Origin of the sequence: Actinoallomurus oryzae, assembly GCF_039541955.1 — a bacterium.
Lineage (GTDB): Bacteria > Actinomycetota > Actinomycetes > Streptosporangiales > Streptosporangiaceae > Actinoallomurus > Actinoallomurus oryzae.
In genome coordinates, this window is record NZ_BAABHF010000084.1 from 1 (window position 1) to 19,369 (window position 19,369).

Sequence of the window (19,369 nt, forward strand, 5' to 3'; positions counted from 1 at the left end):
GGGGCACCCGCACCGCGGTCACCGCGCGGCTGGCTGGGCCGGTCCCCGCGCGGCGGCGCGGGCCGGTCGCCACCCGGGCGCGGGCCGGGACGCGGACCCGGCTTGGCCGAGCCCATGCCCGTGTTGGTCGAGGAGAACGGGTTGTTACCCGGACGCGGACGGCCACCGGAACGCTGACCGGGCGCGGCCGGACGCTGCCCGCCGCCAGGGCCACCAGGCCGGGGACCCGGCTTGGGGCCCGGACCGGGACGGCCTGCCGCGGGGCCGGGACGCGGGCCCGGCTTGGGCGCGTCGGACGGGCCCCCCGGACCGGACGGACCGGGCGCGGGCCGGGGCGCGGACGGGCGTGGGGCCTGCTGACGCGGACCCGGCTGCGGGCCGGGCTTGGGCGCCTCGGGCACCGGCGGAAGATCGCGGCGCTGCGCCGGGGGCGCGTCCGACTTGATCTCCGGCCGGGGCGCGGGCTTGGCCTCCGGCTTGAACTCCGGCTTGGGTGCGGCCGGCTTGGGCACCGGCCTGCGCGGACCCGGCTTGGGCGCCGGGGCCTGGGACTTCTTTCCGTCGGCCGACTTGGCCGACGGACCTCCGAATGCTTCCTTAAGTCTGCGAACGACCGGCGCCTCGATCGTTGACGACGCCGACCGGACGAACTCGCCCATCTCGTTGAGCTTGGCCATGACGGCCTTGCTCTCAACACCGAATTCCTTGGCGAGCTCGTATACCCGGACCTTTGCCACTGCACTCCCTACTCGGTCCGGGGACGTCCTCGGACCGTCGCTACCTTGCGGTAATCATCGCTGCGTGCTCATCGAGCGCTCATAGCAATCTCGACCTGCTTCCGACTAGACGTCGCTTACGAACCGGCCTGCTGAGACTCGAGCCATTGGCGGAGCATGCGAACCTCGAGCGGCCCCGTCCGGCGAAATGCCCGGGGGAACGCCCGACGACGCTCGGCCAGCTCAAGACATGCCAGGTCGGGGTGCAGGGAGGCGCCCCTACCCGGCATTCGCCCGCGCGGGTCAGGGACCACGTTGAAACCAACAGGGCCCTCGACCACGACCAGGCGCAGCAGGTCGGACTTGGCCGTGCAAATCCGACAGCCCACGCATGTACGCCGTGGGACCGCGCGACCACGAACCATAAGTCTACCGCGTCGGCGCGTCGGCGGGACCTGCCGCATGCTCCCCTTCGGCGGAAGATCCGTTTTCGGTGTCCGGGCGGATGTCGATCCGCCACCCCGTCAAACGGGCGGCGAGACGGGCGTTCTGCCCCTCTTTGCCGATCGCCAGAGAGAGCTGATAATCAGGCACGATGACCCGCGCCACCCGCGCCTCGGCGTCGATCACCTCGACATGGTTAACCCGTGCGGGAGACAGGGCATTCCCCACGAACTCGGCGGGCTCGTCCGACCAGTCGACGATGTCGATTTTCTCCCCATGGAGCTCGTGCATCACGTTGCGCACCCGGCCGCCCATCGGTCCGATGCAGGCGCCCTTGGCGTTCACACCGGGTTTCCGCGAGCGAACGGCGATCTTCGTGCGGTGGCCGGCCTCGCGGGCGATCGCCGCGATCTCGACCGTGCCGTCGGCGATCTCGGGGACCTCGAGCGCGAAGAGCTTCTTGACCAGGTTGGGGTGGGTGCGGGACAGCTTCACGAGCGGCCCGCGGTGCCCCTTCTTGACCTGGACGACGTAGGAGCGGATGCGCTCGCCGTGGTCGTAGTTCTCCCCCGGGACCTGCTCCTCGGGCGGGATCACGCCCTCGAGCTTGCCGAGGTCGACCAGGACGTTGCGCGGGTCCTTGCCCTGCTGGATGACGCCCGCGACGATGTCGCCCTCGCGCCCCGCGTACTCGCCGAACGTGAGTTCGTCCTCGGCGTTGCGCAGGTGCTGCAGGATCACCTGCTTGGCCGTGGTCGCCGCGATGCGGCTGAAGTTGGTGGGCGTGTCGTCGTACTCGCGCGGCTCGGCGGCCTCGCCCTCGACGTCGTCGGCGGGCGTCTCGGTGGCCCACACCGTGACGTGGCCGGACTTGCGGTCGAGTTCGACACGGGCCTTCGGAGCGGCACCCTCGGTGCGGTGGTAGGCGATCAGCAGTGCTTCTTCGATCGCCTTGACCACGAGTTCGAGAGAGATGTCCTTTTCACTCTCGAGACTGCGCAAAGCGGTCATATCGATGTCCACGAGGCCTCCCCCTAGTCCTCGTCGCCGCCGGGATCATCATCACCCCGGCGGTTGAACTCCACCTGGACCAGCCCGCGGGTGAGCTCGTCGTAGCCGAGCCGTCGCTCCTGGCCGTCGGTGTCGAGCACGACGGCCTCGTCATCGGCCGTCGAGACGCGGCCGGTGACCTCCTCGCCGCCGGACAGCGTCGCGCGTACGAGGCGGCCGCTCGCGCGCCGCCAGTGCCGTGGCTGGGTGAGGGGACGGTCGATCCCCGGTGAGGTCACCTCGAGGACGTACGGCCCCGAGCCCATGGCGTCGCTCTCGTCGAGCGCGGCGGAGACACGCTGACTCACGACCGCGACGTCGTCGAGACTGACGCCGCCGTCTCCGTCGACGATCACGCGGACCTGCCGGCGTTTGCCGGCCGGCGTCACGATGACGTCCTCGAGATCGAACCCGGACTCGGCCACCACCGGCTCGAGCAGGCCCATGAGCGCGGCCCGCGCCTGGTGTCCGGGCCCCCGCCGGCCCCGCTGAGCGTGGCCGGAGTCGGCATTGACGCTCATGGGGCCTCCTTCTGTGCGGCCGCGCGGCCGATGGACGGGTGGCCGCCCGGTGCGTCCACTCCGCACATAAGACTATCCACAGCTGCGGGCGCCGGGTGCCGCATCGCCAGCCGACGGGCGCGCCCTTGTGGAATGCTTGCGCACCTGAGTGGAACACGATGGACGGAGGCACGCTTGGAGGCGTTGCGGTCCGTGACACCGACGCGGCGGGCGGTGCTCGGGGTCTCCGTGGCGGCGCTCGTGACGACCACGGGATGCACGACCGTCGGGCCGGGCGAGGCTCCCTCCCCCGGCCCCGAGGTCACGCTGCTCGACGGGGTGATCGAGAACGAGGCCGCGCTCATCGCCCTGTACGACGCGGTCCTCGCCGCCCACCCGGGTCTGGGCGGGCGGCTGAAGAGGCTGCGCGAGCACCACGTCCAGCATCTCGCCGTGCTCAAACGCCACTATGTCCCCGGCAGCACCAGCGGCACCGCCACGCCCGCGCCGCAACCCTCCGCCGCCGCACCGCGGACCGAGTCCGGCGCCCTCGGCGCCATCCGGAGCGCCGAGCGCAAGGCGGCCTCCGCACGCGCCGACGAGGTGCGCCGCGTGTCGCCGGGGCTGTCCCAGCTCCTCGCCTCCATCGGCGCCTGCGAGGCCGGGCACACCCAGGAGCTCACATGACGACCGCCCCCGAGACCATCTCCGCGCTGCAGGGCGCGCTCGCCGCCGAGCACGCCGCGATCTTCGGGTACGGCGTGCTGGGCGCGCACCTGGCCGGCGTCCAGCGGCAGAACGCCACCCAGATCTGCGACTCCCACCGCGCGCGGCGCGACCGGCTGCGCTCCTACGTCGAGGCGGGCGGCGCGACCCCGGTCGCGGCGTCGCCGGCCTACCACCTGCCCTCGCCCGTCTCCTCGCCGCGCACGGCCGCCCAGCTCGCCGCCCGGCTGGAGGACGGCGTGACCGCGGGGTACGCCGGGCTGGCGGGCGTCGCCGACGCGAGCCTGCGCCGCTACGCCGCCCTGGCGATGCAGGAGGCGACCGTTCGCGCGATCCGGTGGCGCGGCTCGCCTTCGGCCGCCTTCCCCGGTCTGACCAGCGCGGCGTTGTACCCCAGGGCGGAAAAGTAGCCCGGAACCGGCGATAGGTAACCTGCCAGTCGAGATCACAACAAGATCACGACTGGGGAGGTTTCAGACGCTCCATGAGCGAGCGGAGCGAGCGAATCAAACAACACGCGCGCCTGGTCTCTCCCCCGACGGAGGAGGGCCCATGAGCGAGCGGAGCGAGCGAATCAAACAACACGCGCGCCTGGTCTCTCCCCCGACGAAGGAGGGCCCATGAGCGTGAGTCGCGAGAGGCTACGGCACACCTGGCGGACCCTCATGGGTGAGACGATCGTCGATCCGCCCGAGGAGGAACCCGGCGACGCCGTCTCCGGGGCGGCGCTGGACCTGGTCCTGCGTGTCGGCGAACTGCTGCTGGCGAGCGGTGAGGCCACCGAACGCGTGAACGAGTCGATGCTCAGCCTGGCCGTCGCGTACGAACTGCCCCGCTGCGAGGTGTCGGTGACGTTCACCGTGATCTCCGCCTCGGTCCATCCGGGCCGGGGTGCCCTGCCGGTGACCGGATCACGGGCGATCCGGCGGCGCAACCCGGCGTACTGGCGGCTCGTGGCGCTGCACACGCTCATCCAGGAGGCCTCCATCGGCCTGCTGGACCTCGATGAGGCCCACGACCGGCTCCGGAGGATCAAGCGGAGCCAGCCGCCGTACGGGTCGCCGTATCCGGCGTGGCTCGCCGTCGTCTCACTGGGGCTGATCGCCGCGTCGTCGAGCCTGTCGATGGGCGGCGGGCCGCTGGGGGTGGGGACGGCGTTCGTCGCGACGGTGCTCGCCGACCGGGCCGCCGCCTTGCTGGGCCGCCGGGGCATCGCGGAGTTCTTCCAGCTCACCGTGGCGGCGGCGATCGGTGCGACGAGCGCCGTGCTGGTGATCGCGGCGGGCTCTCCGGGCAACGCCTCGACGATCGTCACCGGCTCCGTCGTGGCGCTGCTGCCGGGGCGGCCGCTGGTCGCGAGCATCCAGGACGGCATCACCGGGGACCTGGTCAGCGCCGGGGCCCGGCTGCTGGAGGTGTTCTTCATCGTGGCGGCGATCGTCTCCGGGCTGGGCGTGACGGTGTACGCCGCGGTGCACCTCGGCGTCCCGATCGACGTCCGGGACCTGCCGGCGGCACCGGTGACGCTGCAGCCGGTGGCGGTGCTCGCGGCGGCGGGCGTGTCGGTGGCCTTCGCCGTCTCATTGGCCGTGCCGCGCCGCACGCTGCCGGCGGCGGCGCTGAGCGGGGCGCTGATCTGGACGGTGTACGTGCTCGGCCGGGGCCTGGGAGCGGCCCCGCTGCTGGCGGCGGCGATCGGCGCGGTGATCGCGGGTCTGCTGGGGCACATCCTCGCGCGGCGGCGGCACCTGCCGGCGCTGCCGTACATCGTGCCGGCGGTGGCGCCGCTGCTGCCCGGGACCGCTCTGTACCGCGGCATGATCCAGCTGAACGGCGGCGAACCGTCGCAGGGCGTGCTCACTCTGATCGGCGGCATCTCGGTCGCCCTGGCTCTGGGCGCGGGCGTCAACCTGGGCGGTGAGTTCATCCGCGCCTTCCAGCATGTGGGCGTCGGCGGCTCGGGCCGCGGCGCCCGGCCGGCCGCTCGCCGCACGCGCGGTTACTGACCTCCGCCCGGGTGGAGGCGGCCCGGCGCTCGCCGGTATGCCGGGAATGTGAATCTTGGTGTGGCCGTTGAGCTGGGCAAAGACCGAGCTATGACGGGGTGAACGCGTGTCCGATACGACGGAACGGGCGGGGTCCCCGCATTCGGCCGGGGCTCCGGCGGGCACGGCCGCCGCCCTCGCGGAGGAGGGATCCACGACACCCGCGCGGTCGCCGCACACGGAGGAGGAGCCGACGGCCCCCGCGCGGCCCGCTAACGCGCAGGAGGGCTCCACGGCCCCCGCGCGGACCGCTCCCCCAGAGGAGTCCACGGCCCTCGCGCGGCCCGCTCCCGTGGAGGAGGGCTCCACGGCCCCCGCGCGGTCCGGTCCCTTGGCGTTGCCGGGTGTCCTCGGTCGTGGCCGTCTCCCCGCTCCGGCGGACGCCGGGCGCCGGCGACGGCTCATGTGGGCCGGGCGGGTGGTCATGGCCGGGTCCGTCGTCGTCTGTCTCGTGGTCTTCCACGGCGACCTGCCCGACCCCGAGGCCATGTGGCGGGTCACGCTCCACGCCGGACCCGGGTGGCTCGCCTGCGCGGTGCTGGCGCAGGCCGCCTCGATGGGCATGTTCGCCCGGGTGCAGCGGCGGTTGCTGCGAGCGGGCGGCGTGCGGATGTCGCTGCCGCGCGCGCTCCGGATGACCTATGCGGGCAACGCCCTGTCCGCCACGCTGCCCGCCGGGCCGGCGATCAGCACCGCCTTCAACTTCCGCCAGTATCGCCGTGCCGGTGCGCCTCCGCGCCTGGCCACCGCGGTGATCATGCTCGGCGGTGTGATCATGACCGGCGCGTACGCCGTCGTGGGACTGGCCGCGCTGGTGGCCGCGCCGGGTTCGCGGGCGCTCGCGGTGACCGGGCTGGCCGTTCTCGCGGTGGGGGCCGGCGTTTGCGCGGTGGTGGCGTGGCGCCACGGGGCCTCCCTGTCCCGGTTGACCCGCCGTCTCGTCCGCCCGGTCCTGCGTCACCGGCTGGCGGCGCCGTACGCCGAGCGGCTTCGCGAGGGCGGGGCCGGTCTGCGGCTGCGTCCGTCCGACTGGGCGATGCTGACCCTCGCGTCCCTGTCCAACTGGATCTTCGACATCCTCTCGCTCGCCGCCGCCGGGCGCGCGGTCGGCGTGCACACCGCCCTGTACTCGATCACGCTGGCGTACTTCGCGGCGCAGGCGGCGGGAACGCTCGTCCCGCTGCTGCCCGGCGGGCTCGGCGCCATGGAGGGCAGCCTCGCCGCGTCGCTCGTCGCGTTCGGCGCGCTGGCGGCGCCGGCCGGAGCGGCGGTCGCCCTGTACCGCCTGGTGTCCTTCTGGGGCGTCGTCGGCGTCGGCTGGCTGGCCTGGCTCGCGGTCAAGGCCGACGACCAGGACGGCGGCCGGAACGGCGAGAGGGACCGCGCCCTTCCGGTGCTCGACACCGCCTGAGCGCCGCGGCCGGGGCCCCGGCGCGTGCGCGGGGCTACGGCACCCGGTCGGGCACCAGTGACTGGACGTTCACCGAGGGTTCCGGCTGCTCCTCGTGGTGTGGCATGAGGACCACGACCACGATCGCCGCGCCGAAGCCCGCCGATCGCAGCACCAGGCGTACCGGGTCCTGGGGCAGCGGCTCCCCGAAGACGGCCGTGCCGGCCAGGACCGTGTAGACGCTGCCCACGACGCTGGAGACCGGCACCACGATGGAGGCGCGCCCGCGCTGCAGCGCCGTCTGGAACAGCAGCAGACCCGCGCCGGACAGGGTCAGGTAGAGGTAGGGGTACGGAGAGGCGAGCGTACGGCCCACGAAGTGGTGCGCGTCCTCGGCGAGGAAGCCCGACACGCCCTTGGTCTGCAGGCCGGCCGCCCCGTACAGCAGGCCGGACGCGCCGCCGTACAGCAGGCCCGGCGCCGGCCGGCGACCCGACCGCGAGCCGGACCGCACGGCGGTGCCGAACGCCGCCAGCCCGAGGAACACCGTGCCGCCGACCACGGCGAGCATCTCTCCCGTGCCCGCGTGCAGCCCGAGCCTCGTCGGCTCCATCGACAGGCAGACCAGCAGCAGGGACAACGCCAGCACGCCGAGGCCGGCCCACTCTCGCTGGGTGGTCCGTTCGCCGAGGAACACGGCCGAGAACACCACCAGCAGCGCGAGCCCGGCGAGCTGGATCGGCTGGGCGACGCTGAGCGGTACCAGCGACATGACGACGATCTGACACGCCATGCCCATGCCCATGACCAGGAAGCCGGTCAGCCACGCCTTGCTCGTGGCCAGCACCCACACCAGCCGTCCGACGCGTCGCATGCTGAGCGGCGGCAGGTTCTGCAGCGCCCGCTTCTCCAGCACGAATCCGGCGTTGTACAGAACGGTCGCGATCAGCCCGAGGACGATGCCGTAGAACAAGCAGCCTCCTCCGAGCCTGCGTTGGGGGACGTGACGATCCAGGCGTAAGACTGCCTGACATCGCAGGTCAGAGCGTACGAGGGGACGGACGCCCGCAAGACCACGAGGCACGAATTTACCCGATGGCCCCAAATCCGACGTGGGCACCGGTCGAAAAGCCGTTCTCCGGGCCCGGACGGTCCCGCGCCTGGACAGAGCCGTTCCCGCGCGCCGCCCGGGGCACTGGTCGTAGGCCTTTGGACCGAAATGCAGCCTCTGTCGGAATCTCCCGGGCCGCGCGGCGCTTTACTGGAGGAGCCCCGGGAAGCGGCACGCCTCACCGCCGCGGGGGCGACGGGATCCGAACGAGCGCGTGGCCGAACCGGCCGGAAGAGGAGACGCCCCCATGGCCGACGGCGCGACGGCCGCGACGCCGTACGGCCCCTCCGAACGGTCGCCCGAGCACCCGGCGGGCACGAGCGACGCCCCGGAATTCACGTCCGGCCGCGCGCCCGGTTCCGGCCCGGACACCCCGAACGTCCGTGCGATCGACGGCCGCCGGTTCCGCAGCATCCTCGGGCGCTTCGCGACCGGCGTCGTGGCGATCACGGCGATCGACCCGGCGACCGGCGCCCCCACCGGACTGGCCGCCAACTCCTTCACCTCCGTGTCACTCGAGCCGGCGCTCGTGTCGTTCTGCGTCGCGCACACGAGCACGACCTGGCCGCGCCTCCGCACGGCCGAACGGCACTGCGTCAACATCCTGTCCGCGCCGCAGCGCGAGGTCTGCCTGCAGTTCGCCGCGAAGGGCGCCGACAAGTTCGCCGGCCTGGAGTGGAGCGAGTCGCCCGGAGGCGGACCGGTGATCGACGGGGCACTGGCGTGGCTGGAGTGCTCGGTCGAGGCCGAGTACCCGGCGGGCGACCACATGATCGTCGTGGCTCGCGTGCACCACCTGGACCGCCATCACGACGGGGAGCCGCTCATCTTCTACAAGGGCTCCTACGGCCGCTTCCAGAGGTGAAGGAGGGGCACTGGAGGCGCCGTTCACCTCCAGTACCGTCTCAGGAGCTGTACTCCCCCGTCGCGGCGAGCACGCGGGTGACGCGGGCGGCCGCTCCGGCGGGGTCGTCGGCCGGAGCGATGCGCTCGGCCCAGGACCACCAGAACCACCAGGTCCCGGCGGTCGTCTCCGCGAGGATGTTCTCCGTCAGGGCCGATGCGTGTGGGTTCACCACGTGCAGGCTCGGCGGTCCTCCCTGCGGAATCGTCAGCCGGACGGCGAAGCCCCGGTCGCGGAGCTCGTCGCCGAGGCTTTCGAGATATGCGATTCGCGTCCGCGCTAACGCGGCATTGTCATCAGACACGATCGGATCACCTCATCTTCAAGCGTGTGGCCCGATGGAGCATCAGCATTTCGCCGCCCCGGTCGCCGCGCAATCCGCAGCACCGGGCGCCGCCGAACTCGGTCCCGGGGCGGAGGCGAAAGCGCGGGAACTGCGGCGGTTTCCCCCTATGCTCGGAAGATCACCGCACCGTACGCGGCGGAGTGACGGACAGGGGGCCCAGTGGTCGCGGCAGTACTCCGCAAGGGCATGACGCAGGGGCGCCTGCGCACACCCGCGTGTGCCTTCATCACCCTCTACGGCGTCGCCAAGCTCGCCGAGCTCCTCGACTGGTCCCGCCTGCACCACGACGTCGCGGCGATGCTCGGCGCCGGCTCCGGCACGGTGACCGGGCTGCTGCTCGCGGGCAAGGGCGCCGAGCTGGCGCTCACCGTCCTCGCCGTGCTGGCCCTGATCCGCGCGAGCGACACGCTGCTGGCCGCCGCCGTGGCGGGCTGGACCGCCGATCTCGCCGTGCTGACGGTCGTGGCCGCGGTCTGCGGCGACCTCGGCCGGTTGCTGGAGCACGGGACGGCGTTCCTGGTCCTCGCCGCCCTGCTGACCGTGCTGTACAAGTCCGGCGCCGTACGGCTGCCGCGCCGCACCGGCGCGCCGGACCAGACGGCGTCCCCGCCTCCGCACACGACCCGGCGGCTCCCCACCGCCACAGCGGACCCGACACAGAAGCTCCCCACGGGCACGGCGGAGCCGACCCGGCAGGACCTGCCGGTGCGCCGCCCGGACGTCACCCGGCAGGACCTGCCCGTACGCCGGCCCGACTCCACCCGCCGGGACCTGCCCGCGGGCGGCCCCGACCCGACCCGGCAGGACCTCCCCGTACGCCGCCCGCCCACGTCCTCCTGAGGGTCAGACCACCAGCCGGGCCACCGCGGTCATCGTTCCGGGGGCCACCTCGGTGAAACCGCCGTCGCGCACGACGACGTCCGCCTCGGCGACCGTACGGCTCCACTCGTCCGCCTCGACGACGCGCACCCGCAGGCCCGGCCACGCGCCACGGGCGCGAAGCAGCAGATGCGCGGCGTGCCCGCACTGCGCGGCCGCCTTGCCGGTCGTCATGGGCACGCCGGGGTTCAGGCCGATCAGGGCGTACGGCGGGGCCGGCGGCGGCTTGGGCTCCTCCTCGCGCTCCAGGTCGGTGCCGCCGACCTGGAGACGCGCGATCTCGGGCGCCACCTCGGTGACCGGACCGGGCACGAACGCCCGCGCGGGCGCCCCCTCGTGGTCGACGAGCACGCCGGGCAGTGCGCCGAGCGCCTCCCAGCGGGCGCCGCGCGCACGCCGGACGACCTTGCGGATGCGCCGGGACTCCCAGGCCGCGACCGCCTCGTGCCACTCCCCGCCCGGCGCGGACCGCGGGTCGGCGAGCAGCGTGACGGCGGCCATCGCCGCCGCCTCGCACACCGCGAGGTGCGAGGGAGGTGCGTTCTTCTCCACGCGCAGGGCGAGCTGCATCGCCCACGGTGGCTGGTCCGCCGGATCCTCATGCCCGTTCACTGAGCCGCCCACTCGCCGGAAGAACACCGAGCCTGAAGAGGAGAGGCACGGTGGTTCCGAGAGTCCCGCAGACACGAAGCGGTCATAACCGTCTTTCCATTCCTTTCTTCCGTTCTTCATTGCCGATCTTGTCGTGGTGTGATGCTTTCGAACGTGCGTACGAGCTACAAGCTGCGGGCCTACCCCACCCCCGAGCAGGCGGCCGCGCTGAACTGCACGTTCGGCTGCGTACGCCTGGTATGGAACAAGATCCTGTCATGGCGGAAGACCCGTTACCGCACCGAGCAGGTCAGCACCTCCTACGCGCAGACCGACCGATACCTGACCGACCTGAAACGCCACCCGGACCTGGCGTTCTTGACCGAGGTGTCCTGCGTGCCGCTCCAGCAGGCGCTCCGCCACCAGCACACGGCGTTCCTGAACTTCTTCGCGGGGCGTGCCCGCTACCCCAGATACAAGTCCCGCCAGCGCAAGCAGTCGGCGACCTACACCCGGTCGGCGTTCCGCTGGCGGGAAGGCCGCCTGTACCTGGCCAAGATGACGGACACACCGCTGAAGGTGGTGTGGTCCTGGCCGGATGTCGATCCCGCGTCGATCGAGCCGACGTCGGTGACGGTCTCGCGTGAGCCGTGCGGACGCTGGTACGTCTCCCTCTCCGTCGAGACGCCAGACCCCGAACAGGCCCCATCCACCGGGTCGGCGGTCGGTGTGGATCTCGGCGTCAAGGACTTCGCGGTCACCTCCGACGGCGAAAAGATCGCCAATGCCCGCCGTCTGGCCAGGCGAGAGCGTAACCTGGCCCGCTACCAGCGGCGCATGGCCCACGAACAACCCGGATCGAACAACCGGGCCAAGGCGAAGGCGAAGGTGGCCCGCGCCCACCGCAAGGTCGCCGCATCCCGCGCGGACTTCCTGCACAAGACCAGCACCCGCCTGGTCCGCGACCACGACGTCTGGGGAGAGTTCCGCCGCCAACTGAAGTACAAAGCAGCCAGATACGGTCGCCATTTGATCGTGATCGACCGCTGGTACCCCAGCTCCAACACCTGCTCGACGTGCGGACACCTGCTCGTCGAACTCCCGCTTTCCACCCGGGCATGGTGTTGCCCGGCGTGTCGCACCCTGCACGACAGGGACGTCAACGCGGCCAAGAACATCCTGGCGGCAGGTCTTGCCGTGTCGGCCTGTGGAGGTGACGTCAGACACCCGGGGTCCCCTCGGCCGCAGTCGCCACAGAAGCAGGAACCCCAGCCCGCGAGGACTGGGATCCCTGTCCTTCCAGGGAGTAGTCAATGAGCCGTTCACGAGTCGTCGATCAAGCCTTGCAGCCGTGGCCCGCGTAATTCAGGTGAGCTTGGTGAGCGCGTCGTCCATGATCTCCGCGCCCGTGTCGATCTCCTCCTCGGTCACGGTCAGCGGAGGGGCGATGCGCAGGCAGGCGGCGGCTCCGCCGGCCCGGCCCTTGGTGATGTTCAGCGACAGGCCGCAGGCGTGGCAGGCCTCGGTCAGCTGCTCGCCGCGCTCGACGGCGGGCGCCTTGGTCGCCCGGTCCTCCACCAGCTCCACGCCCCAGAGCAGGCCCATCCCGCGGACGTCGCCGATGATCTCGTGGCGCGTGGCGAGTTCGCGCAGGTGGCCGCCGAGGCGTTCACCGCGCCGGGCGGCGCGGCCGGCGAGATCCTCCTCCTCCACGACGTCGAGGACGGCGAGGGCCGCCGCCGCGGGCAGCGGGTCGGACTGGTGCGAGGTGTAGTACATCAGGCCCGCGTCGTAGGCCGCCCGCTCGATGGCGTCCGTGGTGACGACCGCGCTGATCGGCAGTCCGCCGCCGAGCGTCTTGGACAGCGTCACGATGTCGGGCACGACGCCGTAGACGTCCATGCCGAACATCGCTCCGAGCCGGCCGAAGCCGGTCTGCGCCTCGTCGAGGATGAGCAGCATGCCGCGTTCGTGGGTCAGTTCGAGGAGCCGCGCGAGGTATCCCGGCGGCGGCACGAGGATGCCGCCGGACGACAGCACCGGCTCGGCCACGACCGCGGCGCCGGCCCCGCTCGTCTGCTGGTCGTACAGCTCGAAGCCGATCTCCAGGCACGTCTGGTCGCACGTGCCGGCACAGTGCCGTACCGGGCACCGGTAGGCGTACGGGGCGGGCAGCGCGAACACCCCGGGCATCGTCGGCCCGTGCCCGCGCCGCCCCGCCGAGTAGGTGAGCGACTGGCTGCCCGAGGTCATGCCGTGCCAGCTGCGGGTGAGCGACACGACCTCGAAGCCGCCGGTCGCCAGCTTCGCCATGCGGACGGCCGCCTCGTTGGCCTCCCCGCCGGTGCTGAGGAACATCGAGCGGTCCAGCCCGGCGGGCATCAGCGCGGCGACGCGCTCGGCCAGGGCCAGCACGGGCTCGGAGAGCAGGCCGGAATTCAGGTGGACGGCCTCGGTCAGCGACCGGCGCACCGCCTCGACGATGCGCGGATGACTGTGGCCGATGGTGGCGCAGATCTGGCCGGAGGTGAAGTCGAGGACGCGGCGCCCGTCGGTGGTCTCCAGCCACGAACCGGAGGCGCGGGCGATGACGTCGGAGGAGAACTCGCCGTTGTAACGGATCAGGCGGCGTGCACGTGGGTCCATGCCGCGATCGTCTCTCCGCGCATGCGCCGGATCCAGCGATGATTTTCGCGGGATATCCGTGGAAGGAAACGAACGATGCTCGATCTCCGGCGCCTGCGGCTCCTCCGCGAACTGCACGCCCGCGGCACCGTCGCCGCCGTGGCCGGGGCGCTGTCATACAGCCCCTCCACCGTCTCTCACCAGCTCGCCGAACTGCAGCGGGAGGCGGGAGTGACCCTCTTCGAACGCGACGGCCGCCGGCTGCGCCTCACCGAGGCGGCGCACGTGCTCGTCCGCCACGCCGACGTCCTGCTCACCCGCATGGAACGCGCCGAGGCCGAGATGGCGGCCGCCGCCGGCGCCGTGGTCGGCACGGTGCGCGTCTCGGCGTTCCAGACGGCGGCCATCAGCCTGGTCGCGCCCGCGCTCGCCCGCCTCGCCGACCGCCATCCGCAGCTGCGCCTGGAGGTGACGGAGGTCGAGCCGGACCAGGCGTTCGACGCGCTGCTGCGCCGCGAGTGCGACCTCGCGATCTGCGACGAGTACGGCGGGCAGCGCAGGCCGCGCCCGCGCGGGCTCACCTTCGAGGAGCTGTACGTCGAGCGGGTGCGCCTCGTTCTCCCCCGCGGGCATCCGGCGACGCGGCTGCGCGACCTGCACGAGGCCGCCTGGGCCGGCGGCCAGCCGGGCACCAGCCACGACCGGCTGCTGATGCTCGCGTGCACGACCGCCGGCGGCTTCGTGCCCGACATCCGTCACCGCACCACCGACCTGCTCGTACTGCTCGCGCTCGCCGCCACCGGACGCGCCGTCACCCTCCTGCCCGACCTGTCCCGGCCCGAGCGCGAACCCTCGGTGACGGTACGGGACACCGGCATCTCCCGGCGCGTGCTCACCGTCGTACGGGACGACGGCCTCGCGCGACCCGCCCTCACCGCCGTACGGACGGCGCTGAGCGAGGTCGCGTCCGACCTTGTTTGACCTTGTCCCTGGGTGAGGCCACAGCATCGATCGAGACAGGAGGAGGGCGGCGATGGGTTCGCTGACGATCGGGGCGTTCGCCCAGGCGGCACGGCTGTCGCCGAAGGCGCTGCGCCTGTACGACGAGCTCGGCCTGCTCCGGCCGGCTCGCGTCGATCCGGCCTCGGGCTACCGGTTCTACGAGCCGGCGCAGCTCGAACGGGCCCGGCTGGTGGCCTGGCTCCGCCGGCTCGGCATGCCGCTCGCGCGTATCCGGGTCGTCTGCGAGCTGGAGCCGGCCGACGCGGCCCGCGAGGTCGCGGCGTACTGGGCGCGGGTGGAGGCCGACACCGCCGCGCGGCGCGACCTGGCCGCCTTCCTCATCGACCAGCTCCAGGGAAGAGGCGATGAGCACATGACACTCGGCATCCGCTACGCCATGCGGTCCGACACCGGCAGAGTCCGCCCGAGCAACGAGGACGCGGCGTACGCCGGCGCGCGGCTGCTCGCCGTGGCCGACGGCTTCGGCGGTGAGGGGCGCGGGGCGCCGGCGAGCGCGGCCGTCATCGAGGCGCTGCGTCCGCTCGACACCGACATCGCGGCCGGCGAGCTGCTGAACGCGCTCGACCAGGCCGTGCACGAGGCCGACGCCGCGCTGCGCGACATCACCCGCACCGACCCCTCGATGGAGGGGGTCGGCAGCACGCTGACGGCGCTGCTGTGGTCGGGGTCGCGCCTCGGGCTCGTGCACATCGGCGACTCCCGCGCGTACGTCCTGCGCGACGGCGAGCTGTTCCAGATCACCCACGACCACACGCACGTGCAGTCGCTGATCGACGAGGGCCGCCTCACCCCCGAGGAAGCGGCGTCGCACCCGCAGCGGTCGCTGCTGCTGCGCGCCCTGGCCGGCCGCGGGGTCGCGGCCGACCTGAAGCTCCGCGAGGCACGCCCCGGCGACCGGTACCTGCTGTGCTCCGACGGCCTGTCCACCGTGGTCCCGCTCCCGGCCGTCCAGGACGCTCTCGCCTCGGCGGCCGACCCCGACGAGGCCGTACGGCGGCTGGTCGACCTCGCCAACGACGCCGGCGGCCCCGACAACGTCACCTGCGTGGTCGCCGACGTCATCGACGGCGCGGCCTGACACCACCGACCTGGTGGCGAGCCGACGCCGCGTGCGGTGACAGTCCTCCGTGGCGGGGGCGGTTAGGCTCGAAGCCCGGCCGCCCCGCACGAGAGGAACCCATGGCGCGCGCGATCGTGTTCGACCTGTTCGGCGTCATCGCATCGACTCAGACCCCCGAGGACGTCCGCGCGATCGAGCGGACCGCCGGAGTGGAGCCCGAGCCCTTCTGGGAGGCCTACTGGGCGCTGCGCAAGCCGTACGACGCGGGGCAGCCGGCCGCGGAGTACTGGGCCGCGGTGGCCGACCGGATCGGCGTGCGGTTCACCGACGCGACGGTCCGCGCGCTGGTCGAGGCCGACATGAAGAGCTGGACCAACGTGGACGCGGTCATGGTGGACCTCGTCACCGAGCTGGCCGCTCAGGGCCGTACGCTCGGGCTGCTCTCCAACATCGTCGCCGACCTGGTGCCGATCTTCGAGGCGCGGCACGGCGACTGGCTCCGGCACTTCACGACGCTGGCCTACTCCTGCGACATCGGGGTGGCCAAGCCCGACCGCAGGGCGTACGAGATCGTCGCCGAGCGGCTCGGCGTCGCGCCGCGCGAGTGCCTGTTCATCGACGACAACGAGACCAACGTGCTCGCCGCCCGCGAACTCGGCATGCGAGCCGAGGTCTTCCGCGCCCCCGACCAGGTCCGTTCCCTCGTCACCGCCTGACGCACTGCGCCGCAGGTGCGACCGAACTCGTCGTGGTGGGCGAGCAGACGACGGTCCGGCCCGCGATGGACGGGCCGGACCGTTATTCGATGCCCGTCAGATCAGACGTTCCACACGTAGTTTCTACTTGTATAGAACCACTTGGTGGCGACGGCCGGGTAAACTCCGTTGACCCGACGGTAGGCTATTGCTTCCATATAGGCGTTGCCACCGAGCGAAAATGTGGTGCACGCGCCCGGACTGATGATTCGCGTCGTGATTCCCGCGTGAGTTCCCCTCGGAGGGACGTCGACGTACTCACCGGCCGAACTGACGTTGCAGAACCTGAAGGATCCGCTCGCGGCGTTCGCCGCCGTGGGGACCAGCACCGACGCGGCGACGCCCACAGCGGTCAGTCCCAGCAGAGCCTTGGTTTTGGATCCCATGCTGCAATTCCCTTCAATGTGACCACGCACCGATATCGGCGGCCATCAGCCGCTCACTTCCGCATACGAAGGAAAGGCCGAAGGGGTTCATTCCAGCCCATCTGACGGACCGGAAATGGTGCCGGACCGGCACTGGACGCTTCGCACGCCGTACGACGCGAGGCCGCCGGTGGCCGTGGGCCGGATCGGCGTGCGGTTCGCCGAGACGACCGTCCGCACGCCGATCGAGACCCGCATGAGAAGCTGGATCACCGCCGACGCGGCGCGAACGCTGAAGGAGGATCCCGATGGGCACGGCACCGGCGATCGCATCCGCGGTGACGTTCGTCTGGCTGGGCATGGTGCTGGCCATCTCGTTCCTCGAGGCCCCGCTGAAGTTCCGCGCCCCGGATGTGACCCTGCGGGTCGCGCTCGGCATCGGCCGGATCGTCTTCCGCGCGCTCAACGCCGTCGAGGCCGCGCTCGCCGTGGTCCTCGTGGTCGTGCTGGCGGTGGACCGGCCGGACGTGGGCGGGCTGGTGACGCTGATCGTGGCCATCGTTCTGCTGCTCGCCCAGCTGGTGGCCGTCCGGCCCCGGCTGACGCGCCGCTCCGACGCCGTCCTGGCCGGCGCGGACGCGCCCCGGTCGCACGCGCACCACGTCTACATCGCCCTGGAGTCCCTCAAGGTCCTCGCCCTGCTGATCGGTGGCATCCTTCTCCTGGCCGGTTAGCGCTCGTACGCCCAGCCGGTCCACCGCTCGACGGTCAGGGCGATGACCGGGCCCTCCGGCGGGTTCTCGCGGTACTGCGGGTAACGCTCGCGGAGCAGGGCGATCGGGCGGGCCATCGCGTCCGGTTCGGTGAGGATCTCGGCGGTCGCGTCGGCGCGCACCCACCACAGGCGCGTCCAGTCGTCCTCGTAGTGGTCCGCCAGGACGGCCGCCCGCGGATTGGCGCGGAGGTTGCGCAGCCGTTTCAGGTCACGGGTGCTCTTCGGCTTGGCGTCGACGGCGGTGTAGATCCGGTCGTGTTCGACGGCGAACGCGGCCACGACCAGATGCGGGCGTCCGGTGGCATCCGCCGTGGCCAGGCGCATGACGGGCACCGACGCCAGCCGTGCGCGGGCGGCGTCCTCGGTCAGCCTCATGCCTTCGAGCCTGGCATGTGGCCGGAGCGTCAGCGCCGTGTGGCGGCCGTGTAACGAAGCGGTTTCGAACTCTTGACACTCCCCACTCCTCCCCGCTTCGCTGCGTGGGAGCGCTCCCACGACGTCGGGCCCGCGGAGCCCGGCGCATTGGAACCCGGAAAACGAGACGACCTGAGAGGGGTTCGTCATGAGGGTCATCAGGCATCGCGGGCGGTTCGCCCTGGCGATGGTGCTGTCGGCCGCACTCGCGGCGGCGACGGCGTGCGCGGGGGACGACGGCAAGAGCAGCGACGGCAACGAGAAGATCACTCTGACCGTCGACGACTTCGGCACGTTCGGCTACCAGGACCTGTTCAAGCAGTACGAGGCCCAGCACCCCAACATCAAGATCAAGGAACGGACCGTCCCCAAGCTCGACGACTACACCCCGCGGCTCCAGCAGTGGATCGCCGCGGGCGCCGGTGCCGGCGACGTGGTCGCGATCGAAGAGGGCATCATGGTCAAGTTCAAGGCCCAGCCGGACAAGTTCGTCGACCTTAAGAAGTACGGCGCGGGCTCACTGCAGAACAACTTCATCGCCTGGAAGTGGCAGGGCGGGATGAGCCCGGACGGCTCCAAGCTCATCGGGCTGGGCACCGACGTCGGCAGCATGGCCCTGTGCTACCGGCGCGACCTGTTCAAGAAGGCCGGGCTGCCGAGCGACCGTGACGCGGTGACCAAGCAGTGGGCCACCTGGGACGACTTCATCAACGTCGGCAAGAAGTTCACCGCCGCGATCGGCGGGAACACGAAGTTCATCGACTCCCCTGAGACGTACTACAACACGATTCTCATGCAGGAGGCCGGCAAGGGCTCCAACCAGACGTACTTCGACCAGAACAACAAGTTCGTCATGGAGTCCAACCCGGCCGTGAAGGCGGCCTTCGACGAGACCGTGAAGATGTCGCAGGCCGGGCTCGCCAACGGCGTGCAGTTCCTGTCGGACCCGTGGAGCCAGGCGCTGAAGAAGGACGCGTTCGCCACCGCTCCCTGCCCGGCCTGGATGCTCGGCCTGATCAAGCAGTACGGCGGTGACTCCCAGAGCGGCAAGTGGGACGTGGCCGGGGTGCCGGGCGGGGGCGGCAGCTGGGGCGGGTCGTGGCTCGCGGTGCCGACCCAGAGCAAGCACCCGAAGGAGGCCGCCGACCTGGTGAAGTTCCTGACCAGCCCGCAGGGACAGGTCGGGGCGTTCAAGGCGGCCAACAACCTGCCGTCCTCTCCGCAGGCGCTGAACGACTCCGCGGTCAAGGCGTTCGACAACCCGTACTTCAACAACGCGCCGGTCGGCGCGATCTACGGCCCGGCCGCGACCAGCCTCAAGCCGGTGTACCTCGGTGCCGACAACCAGGAGGTACGCCAGGCCGTCGAGGCGGACCTGCGCGCCATCGCGCAGGGCAAGCTCTCGCCCGGTTCCGGATGGGGCAAGGCCGTCTCCGACGCCAAGAAGGCCGCCGGAACGGGGTGAAACGACCGCCCGGAACCCTCGCCCTCGGGTGCCGGGCGGCCTCTTCAGACCGGGCGGCGGCGCCGGGCTCCCCAGGGACACCTGCCGGCGCCGCCCCCACCCCCCGACGGCGGAAAGGACCTCTCGGTGACTCCTCCGCTTCCTGATGGGAGCGGCTTCTCGCTAAGCCGCTTGCGCAGCGTCGC

22 protein-coding genes are annotated in these 19,369 nt (G+C 71.9%); 12 read left to right on the top strand and 10 right to left on the bottom strand.

The genetic code is table 11. From position 1 onward, the window contains the following. From ABEA10_RS50355 to rimP, 4 genes are all read right to left on the bottom strand, one after another. The coding region (locus ABEA10_RS50355; protein WP_345475838.1) for a translation initiation factor IF-2 N-terminal domain-containing protein at positions 1 to 737 on the bottom strand (737 nt) is incomplete at its 3' end. A 116-nt stretch (positions 738 to 853) separates the two neighbouring features. After that, positions 854 to 1,180: a YlxR family protein gene (locus ABEA10_RS50360; protein WP_345475839.1), complete on the bottom strand. Its 327-nt coding sequence runs from the start codon at positions 1,178 to 1,180 to the stop codon at positions 854 to 856. Beyond that, on the bottom strand, positions 1,146 to 2,171 hold the full coding sequence (gene nusA / locus ABEA10_RS50365; RefSeq protein WP_345475858.1) for a transcription termination factor NusA: 1,026 nt from the start codon (positions 2,169 to 2,171) through the stop codon (positions 1,146 to 1,148). The genes ABEA10_RS50360 and nusA overlap by 35 nt, the downstream gene beginning before the upstream one ends. 23 nt (positions 2,172 to 2,194) lie before the next feature. Beyond that, complete coding sequence (gene rimP / locus ABEA10_RS50370) at positions 2,195 to 2,731, bottom strand: ribosome maturation factor RimP (protein WP_425551075.1); 537 nt, start codon at positions 2,729 to 2,731, stop codon at positions 2,195 to 2,197. Positions 2,732 to 2,923: 192 nt separating this feature from the next. On the opposite strand from rimP, the gene ABEA10_RS50375 reads away from it, so the two are divergent. From ABEA10_RS50375 to ABEA10_RS50390, 4 genes are all read left to right on the top strand, one after another. Further along, positions 2,924 to 3,397, top strand: a complete 474-nt coding sequence (locus ABEA10_RS50375) for a hypothetical protein (RefSeq protein WP_345475840.1) — start codon at positions 2,924 to 2,926, stop codon at positions 3,395 to 3,397. Beyond that, positions 3,394 to 3,846 carry a ferritin-like domain-containing protein gene (locus tag ABEA10_RS50380; protein WP_345475841.1) on the top strand — a complete coding sequence of 151 codons (453 nt, stop codon included), beginning with the start codon at positions 3,394 to 3,396 and terminating at the stop codon, positions 3,844 to 3,846. The genes ABEA10_RS50375 and ABEA10_RS50380 overlap by 4 nt, the downstream gene beginning before the upstream one ends. 210 nt (positions 3,847 to 4,056) lie before the next feature. After that, a complete protein-coding gene (locus ABEA10_RS50385; RefSeq protein WP_345475843.1) occupies positions 4,057 to 5,442 on the top strand; it encodes a threonine/serine exporter family protein in 1,386 nt (461 codons plus the stop codon). A 106-nt stretch (positions 5,443 to 5,548) separates the two neighbouring features. After that, positions 5,549 to 6,892: a lysylphosphatidylglycerol synthase transmembrane domain-containing protein gene (locus ABEA10_RS50390; protein WP_345475844.1), complete on the top strand. Its 1,344-nt coding sequence runs from the start codon at positions 5,549 to 5,551 to the stop codon at positions 6,890 to 6,892. Positions 6,893 to 6,926: 34 nt separating this feature from the next. Here the strand turns inward: ABEA10_RS50390 and ABEA10_RS50395 are convergent, their stop codons facing one another. Further along, complete coding sequence (locus ABEA10_RS50395) at positions 6,927 to 7,844, bottom strand: hypothetical protein (protein ID WP_329256741.1); 918 nt, start codon at positions 7,842 to 7,844, stop codon at positions 6,927 to 6,929. A 385-nt stretch (positions 7,845 to 8,229) separates the two neighbouring features. On the opposite strand from ABEA10_RS50395, the gene ABEA10_RS50400 reads away from it, so the two are divergent. Further along, positions 8,230 to 8,847 (top strand): flavin reductase family protein, encoded by a 618-nt coding sequence (locus ABEA10_RS50400; protein ID WP_345475845.1) that lies wholly within the window; start codon positions 8,230 to 8,232, stop codon positions 8,845 to 8,847. 40 nt (positions 8,848 to 8,887) lie between these two features. On the opposite strand, the gene ABEA10_RS50405 is transcribed toward ABEA10_RS50400, so the two are convergent. Then, positions 8,888 to 9,190: a hypothetical protein gene (locus ABEA10_RS50405; RefSeq protein WP_345475846.1), complete on the bottom strand. Its 303-nt coding sequence runs from the start codon at positions 9,188 to 9,190 to the stop codon at positions 8,888 to 8,890. Positions 9,191 to 9,418: 228 nt separating this feature from the next. Here ABEA10_RS50405 and ABEA10_RS50410 point away from each other — a divergent pair, with 228 nt between their 5' ends. Then, positions 9,419 to 10,072 carry a hypothetical protein gene (locus tag ABEA10_RS50410; protein ID WP_345475847.1) on the top strand — a complete coding sequence of 218 codons (654 nt, stop codon included), beginning with the start codon at positions 9,419 to 9,421 and terminating at the stop codon, positions 10,070 to 10,072. Positions 10,073 to 10,075: 3 nt separating this feature from the next. On the opposite strand, the gene ABEA10_RS50415 is transcribed toward ABEA10_RS50410, so the two are convergent. Beyond that, positions 10,076 to 10,723, bottom strand: coding sequence for a hypothetical protein (locus ABEA10_RS50415; protein ID WP_345475848.1), 648 nt, complete (start codon positions 10,721 to 10,723; stop codon positions 10,076 to 10,078). Positions 10,724 to 10,864: 141 nt separating this feature from the next. Between ABEA10_RS50415 and ABEA10_RS50420 the strand changes: the two genes are divergently transcribed. Then, positions 10,865 to 12,019, top strand: coding sequence for an RNA-guided endonuclease InsQ/TnpB family protein (locus ABEA10_RS50420; RefSeq protein ID WP_345475849.1), 1,155 nt, complete (start codon positions 10,865 to 10,867; stop codon positions 12,017 to 12,019). A 48-nt stretch (positions 12,020 to 12,067) separates the two neighbouring features. Here ABEA10_RS50420 and ABEA10_RS50425 read toward each other — a convergent pair whose 3' ends face one another. Further along, positions 12,068 to 13,348: an aspartate aminotransferase family protein gene (locus tag ABEA10_RS50425; RefSeq protein ID WP_345475850.1), complete on the bottom strand. Its 1,281-nt coding sequence runs from the start codon at positions 13,346 to 13,348 to the stop codon at positions 12,068 to 12,070. Positions 13,349 to 13,423: 75 nt separating this feature from the next. Here ABEA10_RS50425 and ABEA10_RS50430 point away from each other — a divergent pair, with 75 nt between their 5' ends. From ABEA10_RS50430 to ABEA10_RS50440, 3 genes are all read left to right on the top strand, one after another. Beyond that, positions 13,424 to 14,308, top strand: a complete 885-nt coding sequence (locus tag ABEA10_RS50430) for a LysR family transcriptional regulator (RefSeq protein WP_345475851.1) — start codon at positions 13,424 to 13,426, stop codon at positions 14,306 to 14,308. Positions 14,309 to 14,360: 52 nt separating this feature from the next. Next, on the top strand, positions 14,361 to 15,428 hold the full coding sequence (locus ABEA10_RS50435) for a MerR family transcriptional regulator (protein WP_345475852.1): 1,068 nt from the start codon (positions 14,361 to 14,363) through the stop codon (positions 15,426 to 15,428). Between the two features lie 101 nt (positions 15,429 to 15,529). Further along, positions 15,530 to 16,126 carry an HAD family hydrolase gene (locus ABEA10_RS50440; protein WP_345475853.1) on the top strand — a complete coding sequence of 199 codons (597 nt, stop codon included), beginning with the start codon at positions 15,530 to 15,532 and terminating at the stop codon, positions 16,124 to 16,126. Between the two features lie 101 nt (positions 16,127 to 16,227). Here ABEA10_RS50440 and ABEA10_RS50445 read toward each other — a convergent pair whose 3' ends face one another. Continuing rightward, entirely contained in the window at positions 16,228 to 16,551 is a 324-nt protein-coding gene (locus ABEA10_RS50445) for a hypothetical protein (protein ID WP_345475854.1), read from the bottom strand. Between the two features lie 287 nt (positions 16,552 to 16,838). Here ABEA10_RS50445 and ABEA10_RS50450 point away from each other — a divergent pair, with 287 nt between their 5' ends. Then, the gene (locus ABEA10_RS50450) at positions 16,839 to 17,264 is read left to right on the top strand and encodes a DUF4149 domain-containing protein (RefSeq protein ID WP_345475855.1); all 426 of its coding nucleotides are present in this window, start codon (positions 16,839 to 16,841) and stop codon (positions 17,262 to 17,264) included. Here the strand turns inward: ABEA10_RS50450 and ABEA10_RS50455 are convergent. Then, positions 17,261 to 17,680, bottom strand: a complete 420-nt coding sequence (locus ABEA10_RS50455; protein WP_345475856.1) for a TIGR03668 family PPOX class F420-dependent oxidoreductase — start codon at positions 17,678 to 17,680, stop codon at positions 17,261 to 17,263. The genes ABEA10_RS50450 and ABEA10_RS50455 overlap by 4 nt on opposite strands. 187 nt (positions 17,681 to 17,867) lie before the next feature. On the opposite strand from ABEA10_RS50455, the gene ABEA10_RS50460 reads away from it, so the two are divergent. Continuing rightward, complete coding sequence (locus tag ABEA10_RS50460; protein ID WP_345475857.1) at positions 17,868 to 19,184, top strand: ABC transporter substrate-binding protein; 1,317 nt, start codon at positions 17,868 to 17,870, stop codon at positions 19,182 to 19,184. The last annotated feature ends 185 nt before the right edge of the window (positions 19,185 to 19,369 follow it).

Excerpts from the sequence above, each read along its gene's own strand:
- ABEA10_RS50360 (WP_345475839.1), bottom strand. The coding sequence starts at position 1,180 with ATGCGGCAGGTCCCGCCGACGCGCCGACGCGGTAGACTTATGGTTCGT.
- nusA (WP_345475858.1), bottom strand. The coding sequence starts at position 2,171 with ATGACCGCTTTGCGCAGTCTCGAGAGTGAAAAGGACATCTCTCTCGAA.
- rimP (WP_425551075.1), bottom strand. The coding sequence starts at position 2,731 with ATGAGCGTCAATGCCGACTCCGGCCACGCTCAGCGGGGCCGGCGGGGG.
- ABEA10_RS50380 (WP_345475841.1), top strand. The coding sequence starts at position 3,394 with ATGACGACCGCCCCCGAGACCATCTCCGCGCTGCAGGGCGCGCTCGCC.
- ABEA10_RS50385 (WP_345475843.1), top strand. The coding sequence starts at position 4,057 with ATGAGCGTGAGTCGCGAGAGGCTACGGCACACCTGGCGGACCCTCATG.
- ABEA10_RS50400 (WP_345475845.1), top strand. The coding sequence starts at position 8,230 with ATGGCCGACGGCGCGACGGCCGCGACGCCGTACGGCCCCTCCGAACGG.
- ABEA10_RS50410 (WP_345475847.1), top strand. The coding sequence starts at position 9,419 with ATGACGCAGGGGCGCCTGCGCACACCCGCGTGTGCCTTCATCACCCTC.
- ABEA10_RS50420 (WP_345475849.1), top strand. The coding sequence starts at position 10,865 with ATGCTTTCGAACGTGCGTACGAGCTACAAGCTGCGGGCCTACCCCACC.
- ABEA10_RS50425 (WP_345475850.1), bottom strand. The coding sequence starts at position 13,348 with ATGGACCCACGTGCACGCCGCCTGATCCGTTACAACGGCGAGTTCTCC.
- ABEA10_RS50430 (WP_345475851.1), top strand. The coding sequence starts at position 13,424 with ATGCTCGATCTCCGGCGCCTGCGGCTCCTCCGCGAACTGCACGCCCGC.
- ABEA10_RS50435 (WP_345475852.1), top strand. The coding sequence starts at position 14,361 with ATGGGTTCGCTGACGATCGGGGCGTTCGCCCAGGCGGCACGGCTGTCG.
- ABEA10_RS50440 (WP_345475853.1), top strand. The coding sequence starts at position 15,530 with ATGGCGCGCGCGATCGTGTTCGACCTGTTCGGCGTCATCGCATCGACT.
- ABEA10_RS50445 (WP_345475854.1), bottom strand. The coding sequence starts at position 16,551 with ATGGGATCCAAAACCAAGGCTCTGCTGGGACTGACCGCTGTGGGCGTC.
- ABEA10_RS50450 (WP_345475855.1), top strand. The coding sequence starts at position 16,839 with ATGGGCACGGCACCGGCGATCGCATCCGCGGTGACGTTCGTCTGGCTG.
- ABEA10_RS50455 (WP_345475856.1), bottom strand. The coding sequence starts at position 17,680 with ATGAGGCTGACCGAGGACGCCGCCCGCGCACGGCTGGCGTCGGTGCCC.
- ABEA10_RS50460 (WP_345475857.1), top strand. The coding sequence starts at position 17,868 with ATGAGGGTCATCAGGCATCGCGGGCGGTTCGCCCTGGCGATGGTGCTG.